This is a genomic window from Cellulosilyticum sp. I15G10I2 (genome assembly GCF_900095725.1).
In the GTDB taxonomy this organism is placed as follows: Bacteria; Bacillota; Clostridia; order Lachnospirales; family Cellulosilyticaceae; genus FMMP01.
This window is the reverse complement of the sequence record NZ_FMMP01000009.1, coordinates 290,002-304,757: the sequence shown is the minus strand read 5'-3', so window position 1 is coordinate 304,757 and position 14,756 is coordinate 290,002. Positions and strand designations below refer to the sequence as shown.

Genomic DNA, 14,756 nt, shown 5'->3' with positions numbered 1-14,756 from the left:
ATGAAAAAAGAAAGATATTTTTGGGGCGCTTTATTTATATTGGCAGGTATTTTTCTAGTTGTAAGTAAGCTTGGGTATTTGCCGGATATCAATGTATTTAGTTTGTTGTTAACAGCATTTTTAGGAGCAGTGATAGTTAAAAGTATACCGCGGCTTAATTATGCAGGCATTTTATTTCCGCTAGCATTTATTGCTATCATATATGATAAAGAGTTAGGGATTACAGCAATCACTCCTTGGACGGTACTCCTGGCAGCACTTTTAGGCAGTATTGGTCTTTCTATCATTTTTCACAGACAGGTGAAGTGGGCCCATCACCATCACCATGATTATAGCTTTGAAAAAATTGATATAGAAGATGAAGGGCATGTTGTATATAAAAGTGCATTTGGGGAGAGCGTGAAATATATTAATACGGACAAATTTGAGCAAGGGGATTTTGAGTGTTCTTTTGGCGCTATGAAAATTTATTTTGATCATGCTGTTATGAAAAATGAAAGTGCTATAGTTAAACTAGAGGTTGCATTTGCAGGCGTAGAGTTATTTGTACCAAAAAATTGGAAAGTCGAAAATCGAACCAGTGTGTTTTTGGGTGGCGTGAGCGAAAAAAACAGAGCTTATGAAAGCGTAACAAATACTTTAACATTAGTTGGAGATGTTAGTTTCGGAGGAGTAGAAATTATTTATATTTAGAGGAGAATAAAGTTAGTTTCTATACGTTGCCAGGTGAAGCGCATTTTGAAGAGGGTAGAAGCTGCTTTATCCCAGTCTTTAAACAAATTTAGTCAAAAGCAATTTGATCTGATTATATCATACGCAAAGGTCCTTGATGTATTTAGGAGATCTGCTCTAGGAGCAGATGGGTTCCTCCCACCAGCCAAAAGCCACTCTGCCAGCAGCATTTACTGAGGGGGTTTCTGGATTAGATAGGAAAATAAGAAAAGACCCTCCAGGGGGGAAGATAAATTTTCCTTGCTCATCATCTACCAATGTTGTTTCGGGCTGACCACGTCGGACAAAAGCCTTAATGCCTCCTTTAGGATCTCCAGTCACATTAACTGCATACTGAAGCTTTACGCTAGGCCGCGGCAGGGGACAGAGGGCTAAGTTGGCCGGCGTTACCAAAGTAGAATTCTGAGGTGTTCCAGGGGGAATAGTATTAAACCAGATTTGAGCCCTAAAAGGAGAAGTGGATACATCACTTACTGTCCATACAGCAACATGTAAATTTACTCTGGAGTTTGAGGGATTATATAGTCTAGCCCAAGCACTTGTACCCTCTCCAAAGGTAAGATTATCAGCATAGCCTACGAAATACTTACCTTCTAAAGACTTAGCTAAATTAATGGGGACTGAAACAGTATAATCCAGCGTCGGTTTATTGATGGATGGAGGCGGACAGGGACAAGAAGCAGAAGGATTAAAATATGAGTTTTTTTGATCAGATGTAATAAAGCAGGTACGGTTAGAAGCATGTGACATAAATGATAACTCCTTTGCAATAGGATTTTTGTATATTTTATGCATAGAAGACGCATGATGTGATTCAAGAGGAGCTCAGTAAGCTAAGGTTTTAGTCTCAGAAAACTGATGGAGTCTCTGCAAAAAAACAACAAGCAGATTTAGGCAGCTTAGTAAAAGTGGCTAAAAAAGAAAGCATGACAGTCCAAAAAAGTAAAAAGTGAAAAGCCATGCATAGAAGAGGGACGCATTTCCCAACTTATGCATGGCTTTAAATTTTAAATAGGCTAAACCCTTAGATAGTCTGTATAAACAGGCTGTAGACCTTGGGAGAGGATTATTTGGTGGATCTCACTCACACTCCGTGCATCGGAGATCTCAAACTGTTCATCGCCTTTTTCTTTGGTTTGATGGCCGCCGACACCCACCTTAACGCCTGCTGATATTTTGGTGGCGCAAAGACCGATGACATGATCACGAAAACCTGCACGCTCCCTAGTCGATATGGTAATACCAGCAAAAGGCATAAATAAACGGTAGGCAAGCATCACCTGAAAGAGCTCTTTTTCACGTACAGCCAAGGGACTGTTATCTTCATGATTAATATATGGTCTTAACCTTGGAGTAGAGAAGGATATCTCGGCATGGGGGTATTTTTGCTGGATCAAATAGGCATGAACGCCTGCAGCGAATGCATCCTTTCTAAAATCGTCCAGTCCAAGGAGCGCTCCAAAGGCAACACCACGCATACCGCCAATGAGTGCCCGCTCCTGAGCATAAAAGCGGTAGGGAAAGCTGCGTTTGGGTCCTTTTAAATGCACCTTTTCATAGCGCTCTATAGTGTAAGTCTCCTGGTAAATTGAAACAAAGTCAGCGCCGCATGCCTGTAAGTAAGCGTATTCAGTAGTATTAAGAGGATATATTTCGATGCCGACTGCAGAAAAGTATTTGTGAGAGAGCTTAACGGCCTCGCCAATATAATCTACACCGGATTTATGACGGGCTTCACCAGTTAAAAGTAATATTTCTTTGAGACCAGTGGCAGCGATGGCCTTAAGTTCTTCTTCGATTTCATCTAATGATAATATGCCGCGCTGAATTTTGTTATAGCGATGAAAACCACAGTAGGTGCAATGATTTTCACAGTAGTTAGCAATATAAAGCGGCGTAAAAAGACTCACAGAATTACCAAAATATCTTCTGGTTTCTGCCTGAGCTTTTTTTGCTAGCTCTTCTAGATAAGGCATGGCAGCAGGAGAGAGTATGGCTGCATAATCATCAAATGAAAGCCGGTCTTTTTGAAGAATGCGTCTGATGTCACTTGCGGTGAAGCGTTCAAAGTCACAGGCATTAACCCGTTCTAAGACTTGCTCCATCATATCAGAGTCAATCTCTTCCATATCCCGGAAGTAGGTCATAGGATTTTCTTGAGTACCCTTCATAGTTAGGCCTCCAAAAAGCCCGTTAAAGGACTGGATGCCTCAGCTCTAAATTCAAGCACACGGCCAAGTCCGGATAAGTAAGCTGAACGGCCTGCCTCAATGGCCTGTTTAAAAGCTTTTGCCATAAGTACAATATCCCCCGCTGTTGCAATGGCAGTATTACACATTACTGCTGAGACCCCCATTTCCATAGCCTCACAGGCCTCCGAAGGCCGCCCAATACCTGCATCCACAATGATTGGGAGGTTGATTTCATCTATTAGAATTTTGATGAAATCTTTGGTACACAATCCTTTGTTGCTACCAATCGGCGCCCCTAGGGGCATCACAGCTGCAGCCCCTGCATTTACTAGTGCTCTTGCTGCATTTAAATCCGGATACATGTAGGGCATCACAACGAAGCCTTCCTGAGCTAAGATCTCCGTTGCTTTAATCGTTTCATAATTATCCGGCATCAAGTATTTAGAATCATGGATCACTTCTATTTTTACAAAATCACTGCCGCTGATCTCTCTTGCAAGCCGGGCAATTTTTACAGCTTCTTCGGCAGTTCTTGCACCAGAGGTGTTGGGCAGCAGTTTGATGCCTCCTGGAATATAATCCAGTATGTTTGCTTCGCCGCCTAAATTGGCACGACGAAGCGCCAGGGTGATCATTTCTGCGCCGCCGTTTTCGATAGCTGCTTTAATTAATTCTAATGAAAATTTGCCTGAGCCTAATATAAATCTTGATTGAAAGGCGTGTCCGCCAATAACTAATTTATCACTCATTTTATGTATCCTCTCATTTGATAGATTTTTTGTTTGATAGCTTCTTGATTTTAAACATCTTCTATGCCAAGTAATAATCTAAGGACCATATTTGCCTGGTGGCCGGCGCAAATCTGCACCCTTGGTGCCATCAGACCACGGCCGATTTCGGCTTCGCTTTCTAAGTCACCGCATACATATAAACGTCTCATAGGCCTTGTTGTTTGAACACTGTTCGAACTTGCATACCCGGCCATCCCAGAGGCAGAGATGATCTTTGCCTCTGGCAGAGTGCTAAGTACTGTATTTATAAGCATGGCTTTGGTTTCTGGTTTATCAAAGGCCTCACAGATAATGTCATAGCCATGAAAAAGTGCCTCAGCATTTTCTTCAGTCACCCTGATCGTCTCAGTTTTTACACTGATAAAAGGATTAATATCCTCAATTTGTTTCTTTAAGGCTATGGTCTTAGGCAGTCCCAAGTGGCTGATCGTATAGCTCTGCCGGTTGAGATTGCTGGGTTCTACCGTATCAAAGTCCACCAAAAGCAGCTGTCCTACACCTATTCGGGCAAGCATTACGGCAATATTTGAACCAAGGCCGCCAAGGCCTGCTATGGCGACCTTTCCCTTTTTGAGCTGATTGTGTACGTTGGGGGTATGCCTTGCCATCATCATGCTTTCCAGTTCTTCTTCTTTGGGCATAGTACCTTTTGGTATCAGTGTCAGAACATCGCCTTCTGATAGGTGAGTATCAGTTCCAATTTGAAAGCCATTTAAGATGATGATGTCTGTCTCGCTTCCAAGTTTTGCCCTTGCTTCGAACGCTGTCAAAGCTGGGAGTTTAGTTGATTTGCCATTTAATAGGATTTCCACAGATCAGCCGCCTCCTACAAATCTAACAATTTCTAATGTATCTTCATCATCTAACGTAATATCCTTATAGGTTGCCTTGGGTACAATGTTATCATTGTGGATCACTGCGATTTTCGTTATATCGTAGTTGTGGGCATTTAGGAAATCAAGTAAAGTTTGATTTTTTTCTAGGGTTATTAAAGTGCCATTTACTTTCATTTTCTCGTATCCTTTCTAAAATTTTGCAAAAAAAGGCGCACAAAATGAGCATTACACCCTTTCGGTGGTGTACCCCATTTTGTGCGCTTTTTAGTTACTGGTATTATATTATATTAAAGTAGTTTGGTCAAGATTTTTGCCTTTCGACTACGAAAACAAGGATTGCCTAAGGACAGGAGGAAGCAGAGTGGGGCAGGGGCAGTTGAAAAACTACAAAAGTTTGAAAAAAAAATTTGGAGGTAGTAATAATGTACTCCACTGCAAATAGGGGAGAGTTTGATTTAAGTAACAACAACTTGTTTTTTTAGAGCTCCCGAAATATACTATGGGTGATAGATTATATTAGGTGGTGTAACTTTGAAATATTTAGTGGTCAAGAAATTTGGAAAAAATGGGAGTGATAGATAGTGTTTGAACTAAGAATAGATAGCACACGGAATTATATTTACTGTGTTTTTCTGATGACAATGTTGCTTGCGGCAGCCTCAGCAATGGGATATGTTTTTCGCTTTATCGGTTTCCCAGAAACCAATATTGTCATAGTGTATCTCCTAGCTGTGCTTATGACTTCATGGCTGACACGTGGATTTATATTCGGTATCCTTGCGTCAGTAATCGCAACTTTTACGTTTAATTACTTTTTTACAGAGCCGTATTTTACATTTACTGTTAACGATCCGAGTTATATCATTACATTTGTTATTATGACTATTACTGCAATTATTACAAGTACGCTTACTTCTCATGTCAAGCAGAGTGCATTTCTAGCGAGAGAAAAAGAGGCAGAAACAAAGGCTGTCTATAACCTTACCAATCATCTCACTGATGCTAAAGACATATACGATATTGCTGGTATTGCAATAGGGACAATAAGCGATTGTTTTTTCTGCAAAGCCGCTATACTTTGTTTTGATGAGAATGGCCTGCCAGAGTTGACATTTATCCAGCAGGTTTCAGTTGAAAAACAAGTCCGCAGAAAAGTTGAGGATTCGGAAGAGATTAAGCATCATATTGAAGGATTACGTACAGGTCATGATATTGGATCAGAATTTTATGATTGGCCCATCTATGGCAGGGAATGCATTCTTGGCATTATTCGTATACCAAAAGAAAGGGCCCAGATAATGAACGAAGCACAGATACGTCTTTTGCACTCGATGATTGAAAGCATAGCTTTGGCTATGGATAGATTTAGAGCTTCTGAGCAGCGTATTAAAGCCCGTGAGGAAACTATACAGGAACGTTATCGAGCAACCTTGCTAAGAGCAATCTCCCATGATTTACGCACGCCGCTTTCGGGGATCATGGGCACATCAGAAATGCTTATGGATATGACAAAGGAAGATGATCCACGTTATTCTTTAGCAAAGGGTATTCATGAAGATGCGGATTGGCTACACTCACTGGTAGAGAATATTTTGAATCTTACTCGGCTGCAGGAGGGCAGATTAGTCTTGGACAAACAGATGGAAGCTGTTGAAGAAGTAATAGGCAGTGCTGTTGAACGTATTATGCAGAGATCACCAGAACATGAATTCACTGTCAAAGCACCGGATGAGCTGCTGCTTGTTCCAATGGATGCCAAGTTGATAGAACAAGTCTTAGTTAACATTTTAGATAATGCTGTTAAACATACATCGCCAAAGACAGAAATAAGTGTTTCGGTAACAAAGGATGAAACGATACCTTGGGCTGTATTTACTATCAGGGATAAAGGGAGTGGCGTTGCTGCAAAAGATTTACCCCATATCTTCGAGATGTTTTATACCTCAGATGGCAAACGAGCTGATGCAAAACATGGCATTGGACTTGGTCTTGCAATCTGTGATGCTATTATAAAAGCGCATGGAGGATCTATAGAAGCGCGAAATTGTACAAATGGTCAGGGAGCGGAATTTATATTTACGCTTCCGGTGGAGGTGGAAAATAATGAATAGTTTTAAAGAATGTATTCTTGTGGTAGAAGACGATACACAAATCAGAAACTTTATCTGCTATGCTCTTAAGCAGGAAGGATTCAATTATATTACGGCTAGCACTGCACAAGGGGCACTTGGCACGCTTGTTTCTGAACAAATTGACCTTATGCTGCTCGATCTTGGATTACCTGATTTTGACGGTATGGATGTTATTAAAAAAGTACGTGAATGGTCGGAAATACCAATCATCGTTATCTCCGCACGTGATCAAGATAAGGAGAAGGCTGCTATACTCGACATAGGTGCTGACGATTATCTGACAAAGCCGTTTTCCACAACCGAACTTATGGCGCGTATTCGTGTAGCCATCCGCCATTTATATAAGAAGAGCGGGGATAAGGTACAGGCTGTTCTCTCAGTTGGCGGTCTGCAGATAGACTTAAATAAACATTTGGTTTATCTTGATGAAATAGAGCTGCATATGACACCGATGGAGTATAACCTGCTGGCTCTATTTTTTAAGAACATTGGCAAGGTGTTAACGACTAGCTATATTATAAAAGAGATATGGGGAGTGGGTTATGGCACAGATACACAGGCGCTTAGGACATTGATGGCAGGATTGCGCCGCAAAATTGAGAGAAACCCTGCAAAACCCCGCTATATAATAACTGAAATAGGTGTTGGGTACAGGCTAAAAGATGAATAAAAGATAAAATCAAGGTCGCTATGGTAATTTACCGCAGCGGCTTTTTTTTGCGTTCTCACAGAATTCTAACGGGGTAGGCCTACTTCTCACACCATTCTCACAGCAATTTTGTTAGTATGAAGATGCAAACAATCTAAACTCATTTATGTATTAGGGGGTAGAAGCTATGAAACAAATAAATATGCCAGAAAGCCAACAAGAATTGACTGCCTTATGTGGCACGGTCAGAAAACTTGTAGAACAAAATAAATATCAAGTGTGTAGAGAGCTTATTCAAAATGCTATGGGCAGATATCCGCACGCACCTGAGCCGCATAATTTAATGGGTATTCTGCTTGAAATGGAGGGTGATCACTTGTATGCTATGAAGCACTTTCGTGCGGCGTGGGCACTTGATCCCACTTATATTGCAGCTCGATACAATTTGAACCGCTTCGCCACTTTTTTTCCAAAAGGAAAATGTGCCTTTGATGAAACTGATTGTTCAAAAGAAAAACAAGACAACTTATATAAAGTAGAATATGATGCCAAAGGAATTGGGCATGTCATTAGGAGGGATTAATTGATGAAGTTATTTACACAAAAAAAAACAAGTGATTATACGATAATTATAGGTTGTGGACGATTGGGCGCCAGCCTTGCCAATGATTTATCAGATCGAGGCGGAGATGTCTTAATCATAGACCGTAATAAGGATTCTTTTCGCAAGCTCTCACCTTCATTTGGTGGGCTTACACTTACGGGGGATGCCGCGGATATTGATATACTCCATGAAGCGCAAGTCGAAAAGGCAACCGTAGTTATTTTGGTCACAGATAACGATAATACAAATATCATGATCGCACAGATGGCTAAGAAAATTTTCAAAAAGGAACGTGTTATAGCTAGACTTTATGACCCAGAACTTAAATGTGTTTACTATGAATTCGGTATTGATACGATATCGCCTGCTGTTTTGTCTATCAAAGAGATCAACAGGCTGCTTAACAATACTGAAAAGGAGGAGCATATATGAAAAAGCACGTGTTACTAATTGGCGGTTTTAATAAGACGCTTTCGCTTGCCGATTCGCTTATAAAAAAGGGGTATCGCGTGACGGCGATTAATAGTGATTCTCAAAAGTGTCATATATTAGCAGGGATACAATCTCTTGTCGTTATCCATGGTGATGGAACCAAACCATTTGTTTTGGAAGATGCCAATGTGCAGGATGCGGATATTGCTATCGCTCTTACTCAATATGACGAGGACAATTTAGTAATCTGTGAACTTTGTAAGAAGAAATTTAATGTTAAAAAAACTGTAGCCTTGATCAATGATCCAAAGAAAACCGAGTTTTTCTACAAGATGGGGATTGATTCCGTTGTTTGTGCGGTAAATGCAATTACAAATATCATAGAGCAACAAGCATTTCTAGAAGGGATCGCAACCTTGCTGCCGATCGGAGAGGCACGTATCAGTATTGCAGAGGTGCCGATATCAGAGGTAGCGCCAGTTGTGGGTAAAAAGCTTTGGGAAATTAACTTACCCAAAGAAGTTATTATAGGTTGCATCCTTAGGGGTGAGAAGAGCATGATCCCACGAGGAGATACACGAATACTTGCTGGAGATATGCTAATTTTAATCTCATCGGATAAAAAGGAGATAGCAGCTATTAAGGAGTTGACTGGACAGATATGACTATAAAACAATATTTTTCTAATTGTAATAATATCGGCAAGTTAGTGCTGATGATAGGGGTACTGATTGCCGCTCCGCTTGCGGTATTGCCATTTTATCCTAATGAAGCACATTACGCACCGGCGTTTCTCATACCATCGCTTGCATCCATCATTCTGGGATTAGTCCTAGGTTTGATGTTAAAGCATGATGAAAGCAGCCTCCAATGGCGGCGTACGATGCAATACAGCAGTTTGACAGTGTTATTTGCTTGGTGTTATGGCTTTTTTGCCGGTTCACTTCCATTTGTTATCTCTGGTCAATTAACCTTTATACAGGCCTTGTTTGAGGCGGTAAGCGGATGGACAACTACGGGCCTATCGGTAATGGATGTGACCGTTACACCCAATATATTTTTATTTCACCGCAGTTTTATGCAGTTTTGCGGAGGACTAGGCTTTGTTATGGTGATGGTGATGTTTATTCAAGGCAAGCAATCTATGAATCTGTATAATGCTGAGGGACATCCCGATAAGCTTATGCCAAACCTTAAAAGAACAGCGCAGATTATTTTAGTGATGTACCTATCTTATCTCTTTGGAGGGACACTGCTCTATATTCTTATGGGGATGAATCCCTTTGAAAGCTTACTGCATACAATGTCTGCACTATCTACCGGTGGCTTTTCTACTAGGACGGATAGTATTGGGGCATACGGTAGTCTAGGGGTAGAGATAGTCACCATTGTACTGATGCTCATAGGTACCACTAATTTTGCAGTGCTGATGCTTATAACAAGAATGAAGTTTAGTCAGGTACAACGTGTAAGTGAGATTCGTTTTATGTTTGTGCTTCTCGCATTATTGATACCGACTACAGCTTTTGCATTGTTTTCGAGGCTATACATGAGTGCTTCAGAAAGCATACGGATAGCGATATTTAATGTAGTATCTGCACTATCAACTACCGGCTATTCTAATGTATCCTATAGTGACTGGCCGCCATTTAGTATTGGTATTTTTATTTTAATCATGTTAATTGGTGGGGGCCTCGGCTCCACGGCTGGCGGTATTAAGCTTAACCGCATATACTTGCTGCTTCGTGTGACTGGGGAGAATATACGCAAACGACTAAACCCAGCGCGTAACGTGACAGTGCACAGTTATTACAAGGCTCAAGGTAAGGCGCTTATTGACAGTGATACCGTAGCAGATACCATGGGTTTTATCTCATGTTACCTTGTTATTTATATCGTTGGTACACTGCTTATGACCTTAACAGCTAATGTTACGCTTACTGAAGCAATGTTTGAATTTGCATCCACTCTGGGAACGGTGGGATTATCAATAGGATTAACCGGCCCAGAAACTGGAGCAGCAACGTTGATTGTTCAAATGGTTGGTATGGTACTTGGCAGACTGGAGATCTTTATTGTTCTAATCGGTATTCATTCGGGGATATCAGTGCTAAAGCAACGATTACAAAGTAATATAAAGTAAATAGAAAATGTTTCTCGAATTTAAAACGTGTTGAACAAATCCCCACAAGGTAGTCTTTTCAATGGATTCGATTTGAACTTACATTGATTGATTATATTCATTTTCCAAGTTATACTTATAAAAAATGAACGTGTTCAAGAAAGGAAAGTGAAGATGAGTACACTAAATAGGAGTGTTATAAAAAAAATAGCAGTGATTATCATCTTTGTATTAATAAGTACCGCTGTTATTTTTCTGGGCATTCAGTATAAGCGGTTTTTAAAAGTTAAATCGAGCCAGATTGATAGAGCTAATGCCAAAAGTGTCGTAGTTGAAACGGATCAGGGTACTATTGAATATGCAGTCTCTGGTAAAGGAGATCCTGTTCTTATGATTCATGGTGCTGGAGGCGGATATGACCAAGGATTGCTGCTTGCTGAGAGATTCCTGCCAAAAGATTGCATGGTGATTGCAGTGTCCAGATTCGGATATCTAAATACTCCATTGCCAGAAGAGCCTACTCCGGATCATCAGGCGACGCTGTACAGGGGATTACTCGATAAATTAGGAATAAATGAAATTCATGTGGTAGCTGTCTCTGATGGAGGGCCATCTGCCTTAAAATTCAGCATAAAGTACCCTGAACGAGTGAAATCACTTACAATGATATGTGCAAAAAGTAAAACACCGCCAAAGTTGACAACTATTCAGTCAATCGTTTTTGGAACGATATTTAATAATGATTTTCTATTCTGGATGGTTACAGAGTATATCCAGTCAGATTTACTGAATGTATTGGGGGTATCTAAAGAAGTTCAGGAAAAAATGACAGCCGATGAAATGGAGATGGCTAGAGAGTTTTTTGAAATTATGAATCCTATTTCGTTGAGAAAAAAGGGGATTTTCAATGCAAATATTCAATTTAAAGAATTATCACCTGAAGATTATCCAATTTGGGAGATAAAAGCTCCAACATTGGTAATTCATGCTGAAGATGATACTTTGCAGCCATTTTATTATGCTGAATACACCCATGAAAAAATTCCACATTCTATTTTGCTCTCTTTTAAGGAAGGTGGACATATGTTTTTCAGTCATCATGAGAAAATTTCCGAAGCTATAAATCACTTTTTCAGCAATACGTTTTAAGGAGGCTATATGTCAGAAATAAAAGAACGACTGATTAAAGCAGTCATTGACCTGCTTGAGGATGAGTTTGATGTTGAAGCGTTAACTATAAGACAAATCGCATATGAAGCACATATATCTACTGGACTGATTAATTATCATTTTGGGAGTAAGTGGAACTTAATTGTGGCAGCCATTTCTTCCATAATCGATGATGCTGCTATTGAAGCCTTTCAGACACTGTCAAATCTTAACGACTCTCCAAAGCAGCAACTGAGGACATTTTTAATAGCTATGGCTATGGTGGTATGTAAGTATCAAAAGTATACAAGTGTACTTATTAGAGATGAGATAATCAGTGATCGTTTCAGTACACCAGAAACAATTGTAGGGTTGTTAAAAGAAATAAAGCCTGATTTATCGGAAAAAGAGATCAAATATCTTGCTATTCAAGTTGTTGCACCAATTCAATATGTTTTTTTGAAAGAACACGGATTAAGAAACTACTTGGGCGAAGAACAAGATATTCCCCATACTACTAAGTTAGATGATTACGAGGAAATAATAGAAGTTTTTCTAAAGGCATTAGACATCTAGCAAGCAGCCTAAACCATTAAGAAAATAGATGAATTATTTTTATATACTTGTAAAACGATTGTAGGTAGTCATAGAAGGATAGCCAGAAAAATAGCAATACGTATTGAGTGTTAATGAAAAAGAGGGGGAAGGGCGATGCATATACTTGTAGTTAATGGAAGTCCTAAAGGGAAAGGGAACACTTATAAGGTCGCAAAGATGCTTGAGGAAGCTATGAAAAAACGGGAGTGTGGCATTGAGTTTGAGTATCTGCATCTTAGAGAGAGTGATCTTAAGGGATGTCTTGGATGCTACCGCTGCCTTGCTGATGGCGAAGCATACTGTCCGCTCCAGGATAACCAAATGAAGATTGAAGCAGCTATGCAGCAAGCAGACGCTGTTATCTTTGCGACACCTGTATACGTGATGAATGTGTCTTGGCTGTTTAAGAATTTTTTAGACAGGTTTGCTTATATTTGTCATCGGCCAAGATTTCATGGTAAAAAGGCCCTCGTTTTATCGACTACAGGAGCTCTAGGAACGGGTATTGTAAACACCATCTGTAAATATAGTGTAGGAAGCTGGGGGTTTGAAACAGCAGTAACGCTAGGCGCCGCTATATCACCTGGGATATCACAAGAAGATACAGCAAAACAGTGGATAAAAATCCAGAAGGCTGCAGACCAAGCAGCAGAAAAGTTTGTAATGGCCTTAAAGTGCAAAAAGGTACCCAAGGCAGGTTTTTTTAAGCTCTATGCCTTTCGGCTGCAAAAGGCGGCCTTTGGCAATGGAGATAGGCTAAAGGCAGATTATAATTATTGGAAAGAGAAGGGGTGGCTTGATCCAGGCTGCAATTTCTATATCCAAGTAAAGATTAATCTTATCACGCACACTTTAGCAAATGCTTTAGCGGATCTAAAGATCAAAAGTTACCCTAAGGGTGTGGGAGACAAGCACTAACGTCAATAGTTTGTCTAATAGGCACGAATATTTTAATGAAGCAAGCAGGCTCAATCTTTAATCAGATAGGGCCTTTTTTGTTGTCACAATATAAAAAACTATTGACACAAGTTAGGGGATCATATAATATAATAACAACAATACCTAGTATTCCTATATGTAATACAGGGATTATGCGGGATGACATTTAACTTGACTAAGGGGGACTTTTAATGAAGAACGAAATTGACTTAGCAGCAGCGCCTAAAGGGTGGACGAACACGAACAAACTAGCCGTTAACTTCTCATCATTATGGAAAAAAGAAGATTGGTGGACAGTTTGGTTAGGATTTATACTTATCATAGCTTCTATTGCAGGTGTCATAGCTTCACCGACACTGCCGCTAAGATGGGGACCTGGAAGAAAAGGCGCAGAGACCATTGCATCAGCTATCCCCCTTGAGAGTTTATCAGGCATTTTTATAACAGGGATCATCAGTTTAGCTTTATTTGGTTTGGCGATTTTATTTATCAAAAAAGATGATTTGAAAAAATTTATCATAGCATTTCCTTTTGTTTTTGCTTTAGCTATCTTAGCAGAACTCGGTGGAAATTATGACCCTTGGAGACATTATGGTTTTAATAGTGTAATCTGGGCACTAGGAATTGGTATCTTTATTAGTAATACGATTAAGGTACCTCATTTTATTAAAGCAGCTATTCGTACAGAATTGTACATAAAAACAGGATTGGTACTGCTTGGTGCTTCTATTTTATTTAATCGTGTGCTGGCACTAGGTTTTATGGGGCTTGGAGTTGCTTGGGTGGTAACACCTATTGTCCTTATAGCAATGTACTGGTTTTCACAAAAGGTTCTAAAGATGCAAGATAGTAAAGGTTTAGCAATAACGATAGCTTCGGCTACTTCAGTATGTGGTGTATCGGCAGCCATTGCTGCAGGGACAGCCTCTAAATCCAAAAAAGAAGAGATCAGTCTTGCTATTTCTATTACACTTATCTTTACAGTGATTATGATGATTGGCATGCCGGCTCTTGTTAATGCTCTAGGCATAGATCCGATTGTTGGCGGAGCTTGGCTGGGCGGCACAATCGATGCGACGGGAGCAGTTGTTGCAGCAGGGGCTATGCTCGGGGAAGATGCACTAGAAGTTGCGTCGGTTATTAAAATGGTACAAAATATCTTAATTGGTGTGGTTGCTTTTGCCATAGCTATTTTCTTTGCCACAGTCGTAGAGAAAAAATCAGCAAGTGAGGTTACGGTAGGACCTGCTGAAGTTTGGGTGAGAATGCCTAAGTTTATTTTTGGGTTTATCGGTGCTTCACTATTATTTTCATTCTTCCTTCCGCAAGATATAGTAGATGTCAGCTTGAAGACAACAAATGGATTCCGTGAGTTTTTCTTTACTTTAGCTTTTATTAGTATAGGGTTGGAATCCAACTTTAAAGAAATGGCTGGTATGGTAAAAGGCGGTAAGCCGCTTGCACTCTATCTAGTAGGGCAAGCCTTTAATCTTATCCTTACTTTAATTGCAGCAGAGATCTTTTTTAGCGGCAGATTTTTTACACTGCCTTTCTAATATCACCTTAAACTTAGGAAAGGAA

At 40.1% G+C, this 14,756-nt stretch carries 16 protein-coding genes; 11 read left to right on the top strand and 5 right to left on the bottom strand.

All coding sequences use genetic code 11. From position 1 onward, the window contains the following. The gene (locus tag BN3326_RS10015; RefSeq protein ID WP_069999048.1) at positions 1–693 is read left to right on the top strand and encodes a LiaF transmembrane domain-containing protein; all 693 of its coding nucleotides are present in this window, start codon (positions 1–3) and stop codon (positions 691–693) included. A gap of 156 nt (positions 694–849) precedes the next feature. On the opposite strand, the gene BN3326_RS10010 is transcribed toward BN3326_RS10015, so the two are convergent. The 5 genes from BN3326_RS10010 to thiS all read right to left on the bottom strand — a co-directional run bounded on the left by BN3326_RS10010 (position 850) and on the right by thiS (position 4,725). Beyond that, positions 850–1,482, bottom strand: coding sequence for a DUF6143 family protein (locus tag BN3326_RS10010; RefSeq protein WP_242875981.1), 633 nt, complete (start codon positions 1,480–1,482; stop codon positions 850–852). Positions 1,483–1,748: 266 nt separating this feature from the next. Further along, on the bottom strand, positions 1,749–2,903 hold the full coding sequence (gene thiH, locus BN3326_RS10005; RefSeq protein ID WP_069999047.1) for a 2-iminoacetate synthase ThiH: 1,155 nt from the start codon (positions 2,901–2,903) through the stop codon (positions 1,749–1,751). 2 nt (positions 2,904–2,905) lie between these two features. Further along, positions 2,906–3,673 carry a thiazole synthase gene (locus tag BN3326_RS10000; protein ID WP_069999046.1) on the bottom strand — a complete coding sequence of 256 codons (768 nt, stop codon included), beginning with the start codon at positions 3,671–3,673 and terminating at the stop codon, positions 2,906–2,908. 50 nt (positions 3,674–3,723) lie between these two features. Continuing rightward, the gene (thiF, locus tag BN3326_RS09995; RefSeq protein ID WP_069999045.1) at positions 3,724–4,527 is read right to left on the bottom strand and encodes a sulfur carrier protein ThiS adenylyltransferase ThiF; all 804 of its coding nucleotides are present in this window, start codon (positions 4,525–4,527) and stop codon (positions 3,724–3,726) included. Positions 4,528–4,530: 3 nt separating this feature from the next. Then, positions 4,531–4,725 (bottom strand): sulfur carrier protein ThiS, encoded by a 195-nt coding sequence (gene thiS / locus BN3326_RS09990; RefSeq protein WP_069999044.1) that lies wholly within the window; start codon positions 4,723–4,725, stop codon positions 4,531–4,533. Between the two features lie 407 nt (positions 4,726–5,132). Between thiS and BN3326_RS09985 the strand changes: the two genes are divergently transcribed. The 10 genes from BN3326_RS09985 (at position 5,133) to BN3326_RS09940 (ending at position 14,731) form a co-directional block, all read left to right on the top strand. Next, complete coding sequence (locus BN3326_RS09985) at positions 5,133–6,662, top strand: DUF4118 domain-containing protein (protein WP_242875980.1); 1,530 nt, start codon at positions 5,133–5,135, stop codon at positions 6,660–6,662. Next, positions 6,655–7,353 carry a response regulator gene (locus BN3326_RS09980; RefSeq protein WP_069999043.1) on the top strand — a complete coding sequence of 233 codons (699 nt, stop codon included), beginning with the start codon at positions 6,655–6,657 and terminating at the stop codon, positions 7,351–7,353. The genes BN3326_RS09985 and BN3326_RS09980 overlap by 8 nt, the downstream gene beginning before the upstream one ends. A gap of 166 nt (positions 7,354–7,519) precedes the next feature. Then, positions 7,520–7,915 carry a hypothetical protein gene (locus tag BN3326_RS09975; protein WP_171903811.1) on the top strand — a complete coding sequence of 132 codons (396 nt, stop codon included), beginning with the start codon at positions 7,520–7,522 and terminating at the stop codon, positions 7,913–7,915. 3 nt (positions 7,916–7,918) lie between these two features. Next, a complete protein-coding gene (locus BN3326_RS09970; RefSeq protein WP_069999042.1) occupies positions 7,919–8,368 on the top strand; it encodes a potassium channel family protein in 450 nt (149 codons plus the stop codon). Further along, on the top strand, positions 8,365–9,033 hold the full coding sequence (locus BN3326_RS09965; protein ID WP_069999041.1) for a potassium channel family protein: 669 nt from the start codon (positions 8,365–8,367) through the stop codon (positions 9,031–9,033). The genes BN3326_RS09970 and BN3326_RS09965 overlap by 4 nt, the downstream gene beginning before the upstream one ends. Continuing rightward, positions 9,030–10,511: a TrkH family potassium uptake protein gene (locus BN3326_RS09960; protein ID WP_069999040.1), complete on the top strand. Its 1,482-nt coding sequence runs from the start codon at positions 9,030–9,032 to the stop codon at positions 10,509–10,511. The genes BN3326_RS09965 and BN3326_RS09960 overlap by 4 nt, the downstream gene beginning before the upstream one ends. 153 nt (positions 10,512–10,664) lie before the next feature. Next, positions 10,665–11,639, top strand: coding sequence for an alpha/beta fold hydrolase (locus BN3326_RS09955; RefSeq protein ID WP_069999039.1), 975 nt, complete (start codon positions 10,665–10,667; stop codon positions 11,637–11,639). Between the two features lie 9 nt (positions 11,640–11,648). Beyond that, positions 11,649–12,215, top strand: a complete 567-nt coding sequence (locus BN3326_RS09950; protein WP_069999038.1) for a TetR/AcrR family transcriptional regulator — start codon at positions 11,649–11,651, stop codon at positions 12,213–12,215. 135 nt (positions 12,216–12,350) lie between these two features. After that, entirely contained in the window at positions 12,351–13,154 is an 804-nt protein-coding gene (locus BN3326_RS09945) for a flavodoxin family protein (RefSeq protein WP_069999037.1), read from the top strand. Positions 13,155–13,366: 212 nt separating this feature from the next. Beyond that, positions 13,367–14,731 carry a YeiH family protein gene (locus BN3326_RS09940; protein WP_083258629.1) on the top strand — a complete coding sequence of 455 codons (1,365 nt, stop codon included), beginning with the start codon at positions 13,367–13,369 and terminating at the stop codon, positions 14,729–14,731. The last annotated feature ends 25 nt before the right edge of the window (positions 14,732–14,756 follow it).